15 protein-coding genes and 1 pseudogene are annotated in these 14186 nt (G+C 65.8%); 7 read left to right on the top strand and 9 right to left on the bottom strand.

The window, feature by feature from the left end; genetic code table 11:
- Window positions 1-2: 2 nt before the first annotated feature.
- From AAE021_RS15625 to AAE021_RS15615, 3 genes are all read right to left on the bottom strand, one after another.
- Window positions 3-776, bottom strand: a complete 774-nt coding sequence (locus tag AAE021_RS15625; RefSeq protein WP_342023221.1) for a metal-dependent hydrolase — start codon at window positions 774-776, stop codon at window positions 3-5.
- A 222-nt stretch (window positions 777-998) separates the two neighbouring features.
- Window positions 999-2399: a GntP family permease gene (locus AAE021_RS15620; protein WP_342023220.1), complete on the bottom strand. Its 1401-nt coding sequence runs from the start codon at window positions 2397-2399 to the stop codon at window positions 999-1001.
- Between the two features lie 75 nt (window positions 2400-2474).
- Complete coding sequence (locus AAE021_RS15615) at window positions 2475-2993, bottom strand: gluconokinase (RefSeq protein WP_342023219.1); 519 nt, start codon at window positions 2991-2993, stop codon at window positions 2475-2477.
- 158 nt (window positions 2994-3151) lie between these two features.
- Here AAE021_RS15615 and AAE021_RS15610 point away from each other — a divergent pair, with 158 nt between their 5' ends.
- On the top strand, window positions 3152-3859 hold the full coding sequence (locus AAE021_RS15610) for a FadR/GntR family transcriptional regulator (RefSeq protein WP_342023218.1): 708 nt from the start codon (window positions 3152-3154) through the stop codon (window positions 3857-3859).
- Window positions 3860-3981: 122 nt separating this feature from the next.
- On the opposite strand, the gene AAE021_RS15605 is transcribed toward AAE021_RS15610, so the two are convergent.
- Window positions 3982-4479 (bottom strand): Dps family protein, encoded by a 498-nt coding sequence (locus AAE021_RS15605; RefSeq protein WP_152220810.1) that lies wholly within the window; start codon window positions 4477-4479, stop codon window positions 3982-3984.
- A gap of 180 nt (window positions 4480-4659) precedes the next feature.
- Here AAE021_RS15605 and AAE021_RS15600 point away from each other — a divergent pair.
- Window positions 4660-5109: pseudogene (locus AAE021_RS15600) on the top strand (SRPBCC family protein); the annotation flags it as partial.
- Between the two features lie 203 nt (window positions 5110-5312).
- Here the strand turns inward: AAE021_RS15600 and AAE021_RS15595 are convergent.
- Together AAE021_RS15595 and AAE021_RS15590 are read right to left on the bottom strand one after the other, a co-directional pair.
- Window positions 5313-6797, bottom strand: coding sequence for an FAD-dependent oxidoreductase (locus AAE021_RS15595; RefSeq protein WP_342023217.1), 1485 nt, complete (start codon window positions 6795-6797; stop codon window positions 5313-5315).
- 3 nt (window positions 6798-6800) lie between these two features.
- Complete coding sequence (locus AAE021_RS15590) at window positions 6801-7598, bottom strand: SDR family oxidoreductase (RefSeq protein ID WP_342023216.1); 798 nt, start codon at window positions 7596-7598, stop codon at window positions 6801-6803.
- A 164-nt stretch (window positions 7599-7762) separates the two neighbouring features.
- Here AAE021_RS15590 and AAE021_RS15585 point away from each other — a divergent pair, with 164 nt between their 5' ends.
- The 5 genes from AAE021_RS15585 (at window position 7763) to AAE021_RS15565 (ending at window position 11836) form a co-directional block, all read left to right on the top strand.
- Window positions 7763-8227 (top strand): DUF4383 domain-containing protein, encoded by a 465-nt coding sequence (locus AAE021_RS15585; protein WP_342023215.1) that lies wholly within the window; start codon window positions 7763-7765, stop codon window positions 8225-8227.
- A 202-nt stretch (window positions 8228-8429) separates the two neighbouring features.
- Window positions 8430-9470 carry an acyl-CoA dehydrogenase gene (locus AAE021_RS15580; RefSeq protein WP_342023214.1) on the top strand — a complete coding sequence of 347 codons (1041 nt, stop codon included), beginning with the start codon at window positions 8430-8432 and terminating at the stop codon, window positions 9468-9470.
- Between the two features lie 23 nt (window positions 9471-9493).
- Entirely contained in the window at window positions 9494-10816 is a 1323-nt protein-coding gene (locus AAE021_RS15575; protein WP_342023213.1) for a bifunctional PIG-L family deacetylase/class I SAM-dependent methyltransferase, read from the top strand.
- Between the two features lie 4 nt (window positions 10817-10820).
- Window positions 10821-11534: a glycosyltransferase gene (locus AAE021_RS15570; protein ID WP_342023212.1), complete on the top strand. Its 714-nt coding sequence runs from the start codon at window positions 10821-10823 to the stop codon at window positions 11532-11534.
- 62 nt (window positions 11535-11596) lie between these two features.
- Window positions 11597-11836, top strand: a complete 240-nt coding sequence (locus AAE021_RS15565) for a DUF2630 family protein (RefSeq protein ID WP_342023211.1) — start codon at window positions 11597-11599, stop codon at window positions 11834-11836.
- Between the two features lie 45 nt (window positions 11837-11881).
- Here the strand turns inward: AAE021_RS15565 and AAE021_RS15560 are convergent, their stop codons facing one another.
- From AAE021_RS15560 to AAE021_RS15550, 3 genes are read right to left on the bottom strand one after another with little or no spacing between them, the layout of a single operon-like run.
- Window positions 11882-12142, bottom strand: a complete 261-nt coding sequence (locus AAE021_RS15560; RefSeq protein WP_342023210.1) for a hypothetical protein — start codon at window positions 12140-12142, stop codon at window positions 11882-11884.
- Window positions 12143-12145: 3 nt separating this feature from the next.
- On the bottom strand, window positions 12146-13060 hold the full coding sequence (locus AAE021_RS15555) for a Ku protein (RefSeq protein ID WP_342023209.1): 915 nt from the start codon (window positions 13058-13060) through the stop codon (window positions 12146-12148).
- A 15-nt stretch (window positions 13061-13075) separates the two neighbouring features.
- A complete protein-coding gene (locus AAE021_RS15550; protein WP_342023208.1) occupies window positions 13076-14029 on the bottom strand; it encodes a hypothetical protein in 954 nt (317 codons plus the stop codon).
- Window positions 14030-14186 lie beyond the last annotated feature (157 nt).

Raw genomic sequence — 14186 nt, 5'->3', positions numbered from 1 at the left:
CGCTAGGCCGCCGCCCACTGCGTCAGTGTCAGGAACGCGGCATGGACCACGCCGTAGATGGCATAGACAGTTACCGGAACCATGAGCGCCCACTCCCGCCAGGACCCCGCAGCCCCGATCAGCGGCAGCGACATGGCGCCGCTGCTGCGCCACAGCTTGTTGAGCACCGGCATGCCGGCCAGGGAACGCGGACGCTTGATCCGCAGCGGCCAAAAGATCATGACGCCCTGATGGGTCAGCAGGTCCCCGACAATGTGCACGGCGACTCCCAACCCCACGGCCACCGGAAGCCAGTCATTGTTTTCCGGCGCATAAACGGCGATGAAGGCCGAGAGGCCCAGCGCAAAAAGCCAGCTGCGCCCGGGGCCGCCGGCGATCTTCAGCGCCTTCAGCGCAAACCCCATCAGCAGGACCGACAGCAGGCCGGCTCCGACCGCCACCGAGCCAAAGAACGGGACGACGGCGGTGACCTTGCCCAGTGCGGTGGATAAGGCCACGAACACCGCCAGCCCCAGCAGTGAATGCGTGCCCCGGCGGTGCCCGCCGCTGACTTTCTCGGTGGCACGGGCCAGGATCTTGGTGACCGGAGGCAGCGAATGCGCGATTGTTCCGCTGTGGTGGTCCAGGTCCGGGAGCAGGGCGGCGCCGGCGGTAAGGAGGGCGCCGGTCACTACCCCCAGCGGCGTGACCGGATACCAGCCGAGGGCGTGCGGTGCGGTTGAAGCAACAGCTATCCAGGCTGCGGCGCCTGATGCTGCGTGATGACCACCCATCATGGTGCGTGGGGTCCTTCCCTAGGGCGGTGTAAAGCACCGAAAACTTTCGTAACTTCTTATGCTTTCACGCGCTTCTGACACTCCTGCACCACTGGCCTGCCGGACACAGCGGGCGCGCAGCGCAGCCCCGCCGCAGCCCCGTCGCAGCCCCGCCGCAGACCACCCGCAGGCACAGCGATGGCGGGGCACCCGCACAGGTGCCCCGCCGTCGTCGTGCGTTGGTTAGAGCAGTGACGCCAGCCCGAAGACCACTGCGGCGAGGGCGAAGCCCATGACGCCGATCAGTGTTTCGAGCACGGTCCACGTCTTCAGCGTGGTTTTCACGTCCATGCCCATGAACCGGCCCACCAGCCAGAAACCGGAGTCATTCACGTGGCTGACCACCACGGAGCCGGCGGCAACGGCCACCACCATGGATGCTGTCTGCAGCGTGTTGTACCCGCCCTCCAGCACACCCGGGGCGATCAGGGCAGCGGCGGTGGTCAGGGCCACCGTGGCCGAGCCCTGCGCGATGCGGAGGATGGCGGCAATCAGGAAGCCGGCGAGGATCAGCGGAACGCCGAGGTCGCTGAGGACGTCGCCCAGCGCGTCGCCAATGCCGGAGGTGCGCAGGACGCCGCCGAACATTCCGCCGGCGCCGGTGATCAGGATGACCGAGCACACCGGGCCCAATGCGGATTCGAGCACTTTTTCAATGGCGGTCTTGGATTCGCCGCGCCGGGTGCCCAGGACCACGCAGGCCACCAGGAGGGAAATCAGCAGTGCCACCGGTGTTTCACCCAGCGTGCGCAGGAAGGCGAACCACGGCTGTTCCGCCGCTTCGGCGGAAACCACTCCGGCTGACGCCAGCGTGTTGAGGCCGGTGTTCAGGAAGATCAGGATCAGGGGCAGCAGCAGCACAGCCACCACGGTTCCGAACTTCGGAGGATTCTTGATCTCTTCGCCGTCGAGCTCGCCGAGCACCGCGGGAACGGGCAGAACGAACTTCCGGCCGGCCCACAGACCGAACAGGTAGGACGTGACGTACCAGGTGGGCAGGGCAATGATGAGGCCGACGATCAGCACAACGCCAATGTTGGCTTCAAAGAAGCCGGAGGCGGTGACGGGGCCGGGATGCGGGGGAACGAAGACGTGCATGACGGAGAACGCGCCGGCGGCCGGCAGCCCGTAACGCAGCACACCGCCGCCGAGGCGGCGGGCCACGGAGAAGATCACGGGGAGCATGACCACAAGGCCCGCGTCAAAGAAGATGGGGAAACCGAAGATCAGCGACGCGACGCCCAGGGCGAAGGGGGCGCGCTTCTCACCGAAGGCCCGGATCAGGGTTTCGGCCAGGACCTTGGCGCCGCCGCTGGTTTCCACCAGCCGGCCGAGCATGGCGCCGAGGCCGACGAGCAGGGCCACGGTTGCCAGCGTATTGCCGAAGCTGCCGGTAAGGACGGTGACCACGCTTGCGGTGGGAATGCCGGTGGCAAAAGCCGTCACCAGGCTCACCAGAATCAGCGAAACAAACGCATGCAGGCGCAGTTTCAGGATCAGGAACAGCAGCAGCGCAATGGCTCCTGCCGCGATCAGGAGGAGGGGTCCCGCTCCGAGGGTCGGGGACCAGCCTTCAATTGTCATGGATTAGCTCCGTTGCTCATGGAAACTCTTGCTGGGGAAATGGCTGCGTCGGCAGGGCGCCGGAGCCCTGAGATGTTAGTTGGTGGGAAGATCCAGGCGGGTCAGGATGTCCGAGGCGATGTCCGCGGGTGTTTTGAGGATGTCGACGACGATGCCTGGCTCATCCCCGGCCAGCGGCTCCAAAGTGCTCAGCTGGGACGGCAGCAGGGAAGCGGGCATGAAATGGCCGCTGCGGGTCTTCATCCGTTCCTGCAGCACTGCGGTGTCCCCGTTGAGGTGCACAAAGTGGACCTCGCCCGACGCCGTGGCCAGGATGTCACGGTAGGTGCGCTTGAGGGCGGAGCAGGTGACGATGGTGGAGCGTCCGTTCCCGGCCTGGGAGTCCATCCAGTTCCGGATCGAGTCCAGCCAGGGCCAGCGGTCCTCATCGGTCAGCGGGGTGCCGGAGGACATCTTGGCGATGTTGGCTTCGGGGTGGAATTCATCGGCTTCTGCGGCAATCCAGCCCAGATGCTCGGACAGCAGGGTTGAAATGGTGGTCTTGCCGGAACCGGAAACACCCATGATGACGAGGTGCTGGGGGGTGGGGCTCATTTTCTCTCTCCTTGGACGCCGTTGTCGCCGAAGCGGGCGGGCCCCCTCCGAAGTAATCTGAGCACAAAGGTATCACCATATAGGTGATTGATAACACCAATGCCGCGCTAGGCTTGGCTGTTGTAGATTCTGCCGCAATCAGCAGCCAGGGGGACAACATGGAGCGCAGCGTTTCGCCGCGGCCGGCGGCAACCGTCATGAACGGCGCCATCATCGACGCCATTGGTGCCGACATCATCTCCGGCGTCCTCCAGCCGGGGAGCCGGCTGACCCTTGAGGGGCTCCAGGAGACCTTTGGCGTGTCCCGCACTGTGGTCCGGGACTGCATGCGGATCCTGGAATCAATGAACCTGGTCTATTCCAAGCGGCGGATTGGCATTGTGGTGCAGGAATCGCGGCACTGGAACTGGTTCGACGCCCGCATTATCCGCTGGCGCCTCAACGGTCCGGGGCGCGACGAGCAGTACCGGACACTGACGGAACTGCGCGTGGCCGTGGAGCCGATGGCGGCCTGCGGGGCGGCACGGCATGCCGGCGAGGACGACCGGAAGGCGCTGGTGGAGCTGGCCGCGCGCCTGCGGCTGCTGGGGGAGGAAGGGCGGCTGGATGACTTCCTGGCCGCGGACATCGCCTTCCACACCCTCCTGCTGCGCACCAGCGGAAATGAAATGTTTGCTTCGCTGGATTCCGTGGTGGCTGAAGTTTTGACCGGGCGCACCGTGCAGGGACTCATGCCGGATCATCCGCGGGAAGTGGCGCTGCGGGGTCATGAGCAGGTGGCCAGGGCCGTTGCCGGCGGCGACGGCGATGAGGCGATGCTGCAGATGACCGCACTGCTTGAAGAGGTGCGGGCCGCAGTGGCCTAGGCTGCCAGGGCCCTCGGTGAATCCGGGATGGCTGGGGGCCTTACCTGGGGCTTAACTGGGGCTTAACCTCCCCGGCCGGCCGGCCCCGAGGGGGCAGGCCGGCCGTACAAGGCGCCGCAACCTTACAGAGTCGCCTGCGAATTGGCGTTGTCGGGGGTGACCACCGTGGCTGTGGGCAGCACGTTTTCGGCGTTGACCATCCACGCGTACTGCTCCAGCTTGCTGATGAAGCCGTGCAGGATGTCGGCGGTGGTGGGATCTTCCTCATCCACCTGGTCGTGAACCTTCCGCATGGTTCCGACGGCGGCGTTCAGCATGCCGACGGTGAGCGTCACCGTGTCCTTGGTGTCCACCAGGCCCGCAGGGAAGGGCGGCAGTGAGGTTCCCTCGGCGACGGCCACGCTGCGGCCGTCCGGGATGGCCTCCAGGGCGCGCATGCGCTCGGCCAGCTCATCAGCGAAGAGGCGGGCGTCCTCGATGATTTCATCGAGCTGCAGGTGAAGGTCGCGGAAGTTCTTGCCCACAACGTTCCAGTGCGCCTGCTTGCCTTGCAAATGCAGTTCGATGAGGTCCACGAGCACGGCCTGCAGATTGGTTGTCAGTTCCTTGGATGCCTTCACGTTTCCTCCAATGTTGACGAAATATGTTGACGAGAGACGTCTGCGCAGTTTTGAACTGTCCCTCAGAGAGGGGAAGCAGCCATCAACCTAAGTAAGCTTACCTTCCGGTTGAAGTCCGCAGGTCCGTTGGGTAGCGTGAACACCTGAATGACGCACGATCCGACTACCGTAGGGACTTTCATGACCACCGTAGAAGAATCAATTGATGTTGCTGTTCCCGTTTCCACGGCGTACAACCAGTGGACGCAGTTTGAATCATTTCCCCAGTTTATGGGCGGCGTGGAATCCATCACCCAAACTTCTGAAACTGCCAGCCATTGGGTCACCAAGATCGGCGGTGTGGAGCGGGTTTTCGACACGGAAATCACTGAACAGCACCCGGACGAGCGGGTGGCCTGGAAGAGCACCGACGGCACCTCACACGCCGGAGTGGTGACGTTCCACCGGCTGGGGGATTCCGAAACCCGGGTAACAGTCCAGCTGGACTGGGATCCGGAAACCTTCATGGAGAAGGTCGGGCATGTGGTCGGAGCAGACGACCGGCAGGTCAAGTCCGACCTCAAGCGCTTCAAGGAATTCATCGAGAGCAAGGGTTCCGCGACGGGCGCATGGCGCGGAAATGTTGATGCTCCGCCAACGGCCGACAGCGCCCCGGCGGCAGCAGCTGCGACGTCCACATCGAACCTGGCAGCGGCACCGGAGTCCGATCCCGCGATGGATGATCCTGAATCCGGCGGTCCCCGCGCCGGAGTCTGACCGGCAGGGCACCTGCCGCCTTCCGCCAAGACCTGCGGCGCCTCACATGTGGGGCGCCGCAGGTCTTGAACGGACCCTTAGGCCCGGTCCAGCCCGCGAACGGCGGGTCCCTCCAGCAGGGTTCCGTCGGCGGCAAAACGGGAGCCGTGCAGCGGGCAGTCCCAGGATGATTCGGCATCATTCCAGGACAGCACTCCGCCCAGATGCGGGCAGATGGCCGATACCCGGGACACGCTGCCGTCCACGGTGCATACGCCCACCGGCTTAAGGTTCCGCCGCACCACCTTCCCCTGCCCTTCCGGGGGCGCGGACTCGCTGGTGTCGGCCATTGACGACGCCCAGCCGGCCAGCATCTCCAACCCCACCTCTGCGTTGTCCCGCACAGCAGTCAGGACGTCCCGCGATGACAGCTTTGGCTGGTACCAGTTCCGGGCGCCGCCGCCGTCGCGGTCCGGAGCTATCGCCTCGCTCATGGCCAGCCCCGCGGCCACCGCATTGGTCATCCCCCACTTGTTGAAGCCGGTGGCGGCAAAGATGTTCCCGTTGCCAAACGGAACTTGTCCCACATAGGGCAGGCCGGCTGCCGGCTCATAGTCCTGCGCCGACCATGCATAAGCCGCCGCCGCCACCGGAAAATGCCGTACCGTCCACTCCGCCAAATCATCCACCAGCGCCTGCGGATGCGGATGGCGCCCGACGGCGTGGCCGTTGCCGCCCGAGACGAGATAATCCATCCCGTCCACCCGGGCCGTGCGCAGGGACCGGGACGGGGCATCGATGGACAGGTACATTCCCTGTGGCACGTCTCCCCGGAGGGGATGCGCGGCCGCGTAGGACCGCAGCGGCAGGAGCCTGGCGAAGTAACCGCCGCGGTCCAGCACGGGAATGCCGGTGGCCAGGACCAGCTGCCGCGCGGTCACCGACCCGGACGAGGTGATCACCCGGACCAGGTCCCCGTCAGCGGAGCCCGCACCGGTAACGCGGACGTCGTGCACCAGGGTTCCGCCGTTCGCCCGGAATTCGCCCGCGAGCGAGGCCAGGGCCTGCAGCGGATGAATCTGTGCCTGCCCGGCAAGTTCAAGGGCGCCGGAGACCTCAAAAGGCAGTTCGGTGTCCTTGGTCATGCGCACCGGAAGCCCCGCGGCCGTGGCTGCGGACAGTTCCTTTTCCAGGCTTTGCCTGCCGTTGTCACTGTTCGCGTAGGTGTAGGCGGTGCGGACCTCGTGGTCCACGCCGTGATCCCGGCAGAATTCCAGCAGCCAGTCCTGGCCTGCCCGGTTCGCTTCCACGTAACTCCGGACGCCGTCCGCTCCCTGATGGGAGGAAATGCTGGACAGCTGCAGGCCCTGGAGCAGGGACACCTTGGCCGTGGTGTTTCCGGTGGTGACGGCTCCGGTTTGGCGGGCTTCCAACACAGCCACCTTCTGGCCGCGGCGGGCCAGGAGCAGGGCCGTTGTGAGCCCGGTCAGACCGGCACCCACCACCACTGTGTCGTAGGAACTGCCCGGGGTAAAGGCATCAACGGGGATCGGCGGCGCAGTCGCCAGCCACAGTGATTCCACGGGCTAAGCCTCCAGCCAGTCGGTGGAGGTGATGTGCGAGCCGGCCTGCGGCCCCATCTGCAGCATCCCGCCGTCCACCGGCCAGGAGGCGCCGGTGACATAGCTGGCGGCCGGGGAAGCGAGGAAGGCCACGACGGCGGCAATCTCCCGGGCATCTCCGGGCCTGCCCAGGGGAATGCCCGGCCGGTCGGCTTCATGCGGATCCTCGTTGTGCTGATCCGTCATGGGGGTGGCAATTTCCCCCGGTGCCACCGAGTTGACAGTGATTCCATGCCGGCCCAGTTCAAGCGCCATGACCTTCATCAGCCCGCCCAGCCCGTGCTTGGAGGCTGTGTAGGCGGACGATCCCACCCGCGGCTGGGTTTCGTGGACACTGGTGACAGCGATCAGCCGGCCCTCCGTGCCGGCGCTTACCATCGTCCGGGCCGCATGCTGCAGGCAGACAAACGCCCCGTTGAGGTTGGTGTCCAGGGTCTCCATCCACGTTTCGTAGTCCAGGTCCAGGAATGGCTTTCCGTCACCGGTGCCGGCGTTGTTGACAAACACGTCCAAGGAACCGAGTTGCCTGACGAGGTCATCAATGACAGCACCGCAACCGGGCAGGTCGGTGGTGTCCAGCCGGGCGGTGAAGGCCTTCCGGCCGGAGGCACGGACCTCTTCAGCGGTTTCCTTTGCCCCCTCCTCATCGGTGTTCCACGTGATACCGACATCCATTCCGGCGGCTGCCAGCGCCACTGCCGTGGCGCGTCCTATCCCGGAGTCCGAGCCGGTGACGATCGCTGTGCTGGGGGCAAAAACCATGACTTCAATCCCTTCAAATCGGTGATGCTAAGTATGCTTCCCATCTTCAGGGGATTGTGCAACAGTTGAAGAGCCATTCGTCCCGGGGAATATGTCTCGGGTATCGGCCGCGGCCGGGGGACAACCGGCAAGGCAAGGAGTTCGGCAAAGCAAAGGAGTTCGCTATGTCCTATCCCACCGGCGGCAGATCACTTCGCCGCAGCAATGCCCAACGGGCGTCCTGGTATTTCGGCCTGATCTTCATCGTGATAGGCGTTCTGGGGTTCGTTCCGGGAATTACCCAGAACTATGAGGCTCTCTATTTCGCCGGAAACACTTCGGAGGCAGTCCTTCTCGGTGTTTTCCAAGTGTCAATCCTGCATAACATAGTCCATCTGTTGTTCGGCTTCCTGGGTCTGATTCTGGCCAGGGCCCACAACACGGCCCGGATCTTCCTTATCGGCGGCGGGATTGTTTACCTGCTGCTGTGGATCTACGGATTGATCGTGCCGCACCATTCGGCGGGGAACTTTGTCCCGGTCAACAACGCGGACAATTGGCTGCACCTGGTTTTGGGTGTGGTGATGGTGGGCCTGGGACTGTTGTTCGGCAGCCGCTCGGCGCCTGCGCAGAGGACATCCCCGGCCTAGGGTTCGCGGGTTCAGGGAAAGGACCGGGGGCTGCCCCGGTCCTTTTCCGTGTCCGGGGGTTACGGCGTTTTCAGGCAGATCCTCAGGAGCGGCGGAAGCCTCGAAGAGGAAATGGTTCCGCAAAGCTGGCAAACTGGGGGCAAAGTTTCCACACAGGCACCTTGGACCGGTTGTTGACCCATCCTTGGAGAGTAAGGACGCGGTGAACACCTTAGTTATTCCGGCACTTAATCCGGGCTTCGGAGCGCAGGAGACGCCGGAACTGGCGGAACTTTCCCGTCAGGCCGCTGCCGTCCGCGGTTCGGCCGCTGCGGCACTGAACATGGCGGAAAGCGTCGCGGCAGCGGCGCCGCTCCCCGGGCAGGGAAGCACAAAGCGGCTGTGGTCCCTTCTCGCCGTCGTGGCCGCCGCTGATCTGGCGGCGGCCCGCACCGTGGAACCCCACCTGGACGCCCTCGCCATCATGGAGCAGGCCGGGGAAACTCCGGAACCCGGCACTTGGGGAGTTTTCGCGGCGGAGGGACCCGGAACCGCGTTGACGGCCACCCGGACGCCTTCCGGCTGGGAACTGTCCGGACGCAAGCCATGGTGCTCGCTCGCCGGGAGCCTTGACCATGCCGTGGTCACCGCGCATACCGGTGAAGGCCTCCGCAGGGCCTTTGCCCTTGATCTTCGCCAGCCCGGAGTGAGCCCGATGTCCGGAACCTGGGTCAGCCGCGGCCTGTCCGAAGTGGACAGTGGTCCGGTGGATTTCCACAAGGTTGCCGCGCGTCCGGTCGGTGCCGACAACTGGTACCTGCAGCGGCCGGGTTTCGCCTGGGGAGGCATCGGCGTGGCCGCCTGCTGGTACGGAGGAGCGGTGGGTGTTGCCCGCAGGATGATGGCCGCCGCGCGGGAACGGGAACCGGACCAGATTGCCCACATGCTGCTGGGTAAAGCCGACGCACGGCTTCAAGCCGCGCGGGCCGCGCTGGATTTCGCCGCTCATGAAGTGGACGGGGGCAGGGCCGAAGGCCGGCAGGGCGCGCTGCTCGCCAGCCGGGTGCGCAGTATCGTGGCCGACGCCGCCGAAGAGGTCCTGGCCCTTGCGGACCACGGACTCGGACCCGGACCACTGGCCTTGGAAGAGGAACACGCCCGCCGTACCGCGGACTTGAGGATCTACCTTCGCCAGCACCATGCCGAACGCGACTATGCCGCTCTGGGTTCCGCACTGCTGCAGGGAGAGGATGTTCCGTGGTGAGTTTCAGTCACATGGATGAATCCATGCCTGAAACGGCATGGATCGATGCGCTGGCCGACCGCCCCGTTCTGGATCTGGCGGCGCTCTTCCCGGAGCGCTCCGGCCGCCTGGTGGTTCTGGCCGCTCATCCCGACGACGAAACTCTCGGCGCCGGCGGACTGATCGCCTCAGCGGCCGCCCTCGGCGCCGCCGTCGACGTTGTCGTGGCCACCGCCGGGGAGGCATCCCATCCCGAATCACCCACCCACACCAGCGCCGAACTGGCCCGGATCCGCCGGGTGGAACTGCGGAACGCAGTGGCGCAGCTGGCACCCGAAGCCGTTGTCCATGTCCTGGACCTGCCCGACGGCGGACTCGCCGCCGCACGGAGCGAACTCGACACCGCCCTCGCCGCCATCATTGGGCCGGCGGCGGCGAACACCGTCCTGGCGGCTCCCTGGCGGACCGACGGACACACTGACCACGACACCGCCGGGCTGGCCGCTGCCGCGCTGGCCAGGACCCTCGGACTTCCGCTCCTGGAATACCCCATCTGGCTGTGGCACTGGGGAACCCCGGCGGATCTCCCGTCCGATCTGGCGGTTCTGCCACTGGCGGACGACGCCGCGGCGGCAAAGGCCCGCGCGATGGCAACGCACGTCAGCCAGGTGGAACCATTGTCCGCTGCTCCCGGGGATGAGGCTCTGCTGAGCCAAGAGGTCCTGGCCCATTTCGAACGCCGGTTTGAGTCCTTCGTGTTGACCCGCCCGCGCCCACCGCGGGAGGTCTTCGAGGATCTCTATCTGCGCTCGGCGGATCCCTGGGAGTTTGAGAGCAGTTTCTACGAGCACCGCAAACGGGCGCTGAGCCTGGCAATGCTGCCGCGGGCACGTTTCGGCTCGGTGTTTGAGCCCGGGTGTTCCATTGGTGTCCTCACCCGGGAGCTGGCCGTCCGGGCTGACGCGGTGACCGCGACGGACATCAGCGACCGGGCCCTTGACCTTGCCCGCCGGCGGCTGGCGGAGGCACCGCATGTCACCCTGGCGCAGGGGTCGGTGCCGCAGGACTGGCCGGAGGGCAGGTTTGATCTGGTGGTTGTTTCCGAAATCGGCTACTTCCTCCAGCACCGCGACCTTTCGGAACTGGCGGCCCGCACCGAAGCGTCCCTGACGGACGACGGCGTCGTCCTGCTGTGCCACTGGCGGCACCCCAACGATGGCTGGGAACTCACGGGGGACCAGGTCCATGAAGCCTTCCGGGCGCGGAAGGGCCTGCGGGTGCTTGCCGAACACCGCGAGGCGGATTTCCGCATTGACGTGCTGACCCTGGCCTCGGCGGTTATGGATCAGCAGGCGGACCCGCGGTGACCGCTTGACCGCTCCGGAACATATAGCTGTTGTTCTTCCGGCCCGAAATGAAGAAGAGCTGCTGCCGGCCGCGCTGTCCTCGGTCCACGCTGCCGCCCGGGCGTTGGGTGCCGCCGATTTGGACGGCCGGCGGGTGAGCGTGAGTGTCACCGTGGTGCTTGATTCCTGCACCGACAGCTCCGAGGAGGAGGCGTACCGGGCTCGGGACCTGTGGGCGCCGGAACTGGGCCTGCGGATCCTGTCCGGGTCTTTTGGAACGGTGGGGGCCGCCCGCGCCGCCGGCATCGCCGCCCAACCGCTGCGGTCCGGCCTGTGGATAGCCAACACCGACGCCGACACCGTGGTTCCGGAACACTGGCTCCTCCACCAGCACCGCCTGGCGTCCGCCGGCTACGGCCTCGTGCTGGGAACCGCGGTTCCCGATCCGGCGGATCTCACCGATGATGAGCTCCGGGCCTGGCAGCAGCTGCATCCGCTGGGGGAAGGCCACCCCCACATCCATGGGGCCAGCATGGGGTTCAGCGCCGGGGCGTACCACCGGGCCGGGGGATTTGCACCGCTGGCATCCCACGAGGACGTGGATCTGGCGGCACGGATCAAAGCGGCCGGAACCGCGTGGACCGCCACCGACACGATGCGGGTGGTGACCTCGGGGCGCCGCGACGGACGGGCGCCTGAGGGCTTTTCCCGGTTCCTGCGCCAGCTGCTCACCGGGTAGGGCCGCTTCCGGTTGGCTGCCGGGTACTGGTCACGGGCGTGCCGGGTGGCTAGCGTAGGGGCATGGATGCCAGCGAAATTCAGCACCGTATTTCCGAACTAGTGGAGAAGGAACAGTCCCTGCGGGATTCGCCGGCCGGCGACCATCCGGAGGACCGGTTGGAGCAGCTGCGCCGGGTCGAGGAGCAGCTGGACCAATGCTGGGATTTGCTGCGCCAGCGCCGGGCACGTCTGGACGCCGGCGAAAACCCGGACGCGGCCACGGTGCGCCCGGTGGGTGAAGTCGAAGGCTACAAGCAGTAACTGAGCGCGGCAGACGCGGATCAGGTCGATGGACTGAGCAGTTCCTTAGTCCCCGGGCAGGACTTCCCGTGCGAGGGTTGCCGCGCCCAGGGTCCGGCGGAACGGACTGCGGCCGGTAGCCGCCTCCAACAGCGCCCAGATCACCAGCGAACCTCTGCTGAGGCTGGCCAGGAGCTGACGGTACTTCGGCGTCAGGGCCATCATGGAAGCGGCACCGAATCCGGCCCAGGCCAGGATGGGAAGGTTGGGTGCTTCAAAGACCCGGATCCGCCCGTTGCGGTCCCGGAAGAAGTTCGTGATGGCCATGGTCTAGGCACCCTTCTTGGTTTTGGCGGCCGTTTTACGTGCCGCGGGCTTCTTTCCGCCTGCTTCTTCGTCGTCGTCCTTGCGGGACGATGACCGTGACCCGGATCCGCCGGATGTGGCCCCGCCGGATTTCTTGCCGCGGTTTTTCTCCACGCTGCGGCGCAGCGCCTCCATCAGGTCCAGCACCTTGCCGCCCTCGTCTTCGGACTCGGCACCGAAGGTTTCCTCGGTGTCCAGCGCCTCGCCCTTTTCCAGCTTGGCTTCGATCAGCGTCTTCAGCTGCTCCTGGTAGTCATCAGTGAATTCGGCGGGGTTGAAGTCCGAGCTGAAGGAGTCAACGAGGGCCGAGGACATTTCCAGTTCCTTGGCGCTGATCCGAACCCGCTCGTCCAGCGACGGGAACGACGCTTCGCGCACTTCGTCCTCCCACAGCAGCGTCTGCAGGGTCAGGACGTCTCCCCGGACTCTCAAAGCCCCAAGCCGGCTCTTCTGGCGCAGCGAAAACTGCACAATGGCCGTGCGCTCAGTGTCCTCCAGCGTCCGGCGCAGCAGCACGTAGGACTTTGTGGATTTTGAGTCCGGCTCCAGGTAGTAGGTCTTGTTGAACAGGATCGGGTCAACCTGCTCGCTGGGCACGAATTCAACGACGTCGATTTCCCGGCTCTTTTCCACCGGCAGGGAGGCCAGGTCCTCATCAGTGAGCACCACGGTCTGTTCACCGTCGTCGTACGCCTTGGCGATGTCCTTGTACTCCACCACCTCGCCGCACACTTCGCAGCGCCGCTGGTAGCGGATGCGCCCGCCGTCCTTTTCGTGGACCTGATGCAGGCTGACGTCGTGGTCTTCCGTGGCGGCGTAAACCTTAACCGGCACGTTGACCAGTCCAAAGGCGATGGCGCCCTTCCAGATGGCTCTCATGTAGTCCAGTGAACACTAAACCCCGGTGTCCGGACCAGAGCCGTCCCGGGCTGGATCCGTGCCCGCCATCCGCTCGCGCATGGCCGCGTAGAGTACCGGATCGGTGAAATAGGAACCATGCGAGGCAGGGAATGGTTCACCCGAGGTGATCTGAACATCGCGGATGAAGTCACCTCTGCCGGAAAAGACCTCTTCGGCGCAGAAGGACAGCAGGTCACGTTCATCCCAGAAGTTCAGCCAGGGCACCGGAACGTTCCCGGGAATTCCGGGGCCCACATGTTCCAGTCCATTCAGCAGGAAGAGCCAGGGGCTCTGGGAGCCGGCGGTGACCAGCAGATCAACGCGCGCTCCGGCCGCATCCCACTCCGGCCCGGTCAACAGGTCCACGGCGGCCACGCCGCCGAGGCTGTGGCCGAACAGGATGACCGGGGCGTCCTGCGGGATCATCCGCAGGGCATTGGTTATGACGGACCGGGCCTCGGCTCCGCGGCGAAGGTAATAGATGATACTGCGGGAAAAATCCGATGCAGCATCCATCAGCGGCACGCGCCGGTTGACTGCGGCGTCCGTGACCAGCCCCAGCACCAGCCGCTGAACGCTGCCGGCCAGCATCAGGTTCTCTGCATCCGCTGCATCCGCCCCTGCGGCTGAACCGGCGCCCGGCGGCCACGCCGCTGATGCGCGCAGCAAATCCATTCCAACCAGTGCCATCCCCCGCCCGCCGCTGTAGGCCCCGGGTATCTCAGCGGTGGTGGAATCCCGGTAGCGCGGGGGCAGGGCGGGCGCCACGCTGATGTCGGGAGCGGCTCCGGCGGCCCAGGCAACATTCAGGACCGTGTAATCGGCCAGGCCTGGTTCCAACGACAGCTGCTCACGGATGGTCTGGGCGGGAACAGGATCGGGACCGCCGGCGCCCTGCAGGAAAACCAGGGTTCCGGCGGCCGGAGGTTCAGGAGGTGCAGCGCTCACGGAGGGTGCCTTTCCGGGCCGGACAGGTGCCCGGACACTGTTTAGTGCGCCACTGTAGGCACGCCGGCGGTGGAGTAGCCAGAACCCGGCCCGTGAAATCATGGCTGACGCTGGCAAGGGGGCGCGCGCGGAATGCCCATGGGCCGATAATGGAGGA

This window comes from Arthrobacter citreus (genome assembly GCF_038405225.1).
Classification (GTDB): domain Bacteria; phylum Actinomycetota; class Actinomycetes; order Actinomycetales; family Micrococcaceae; genus Arthrobacter_B; species Arthrobacter_B citreus_A.
Note: the sequence above shows the minus strand (reverse complement) of the source record. Positions and strands in the feature narration are given on the sequence as shown.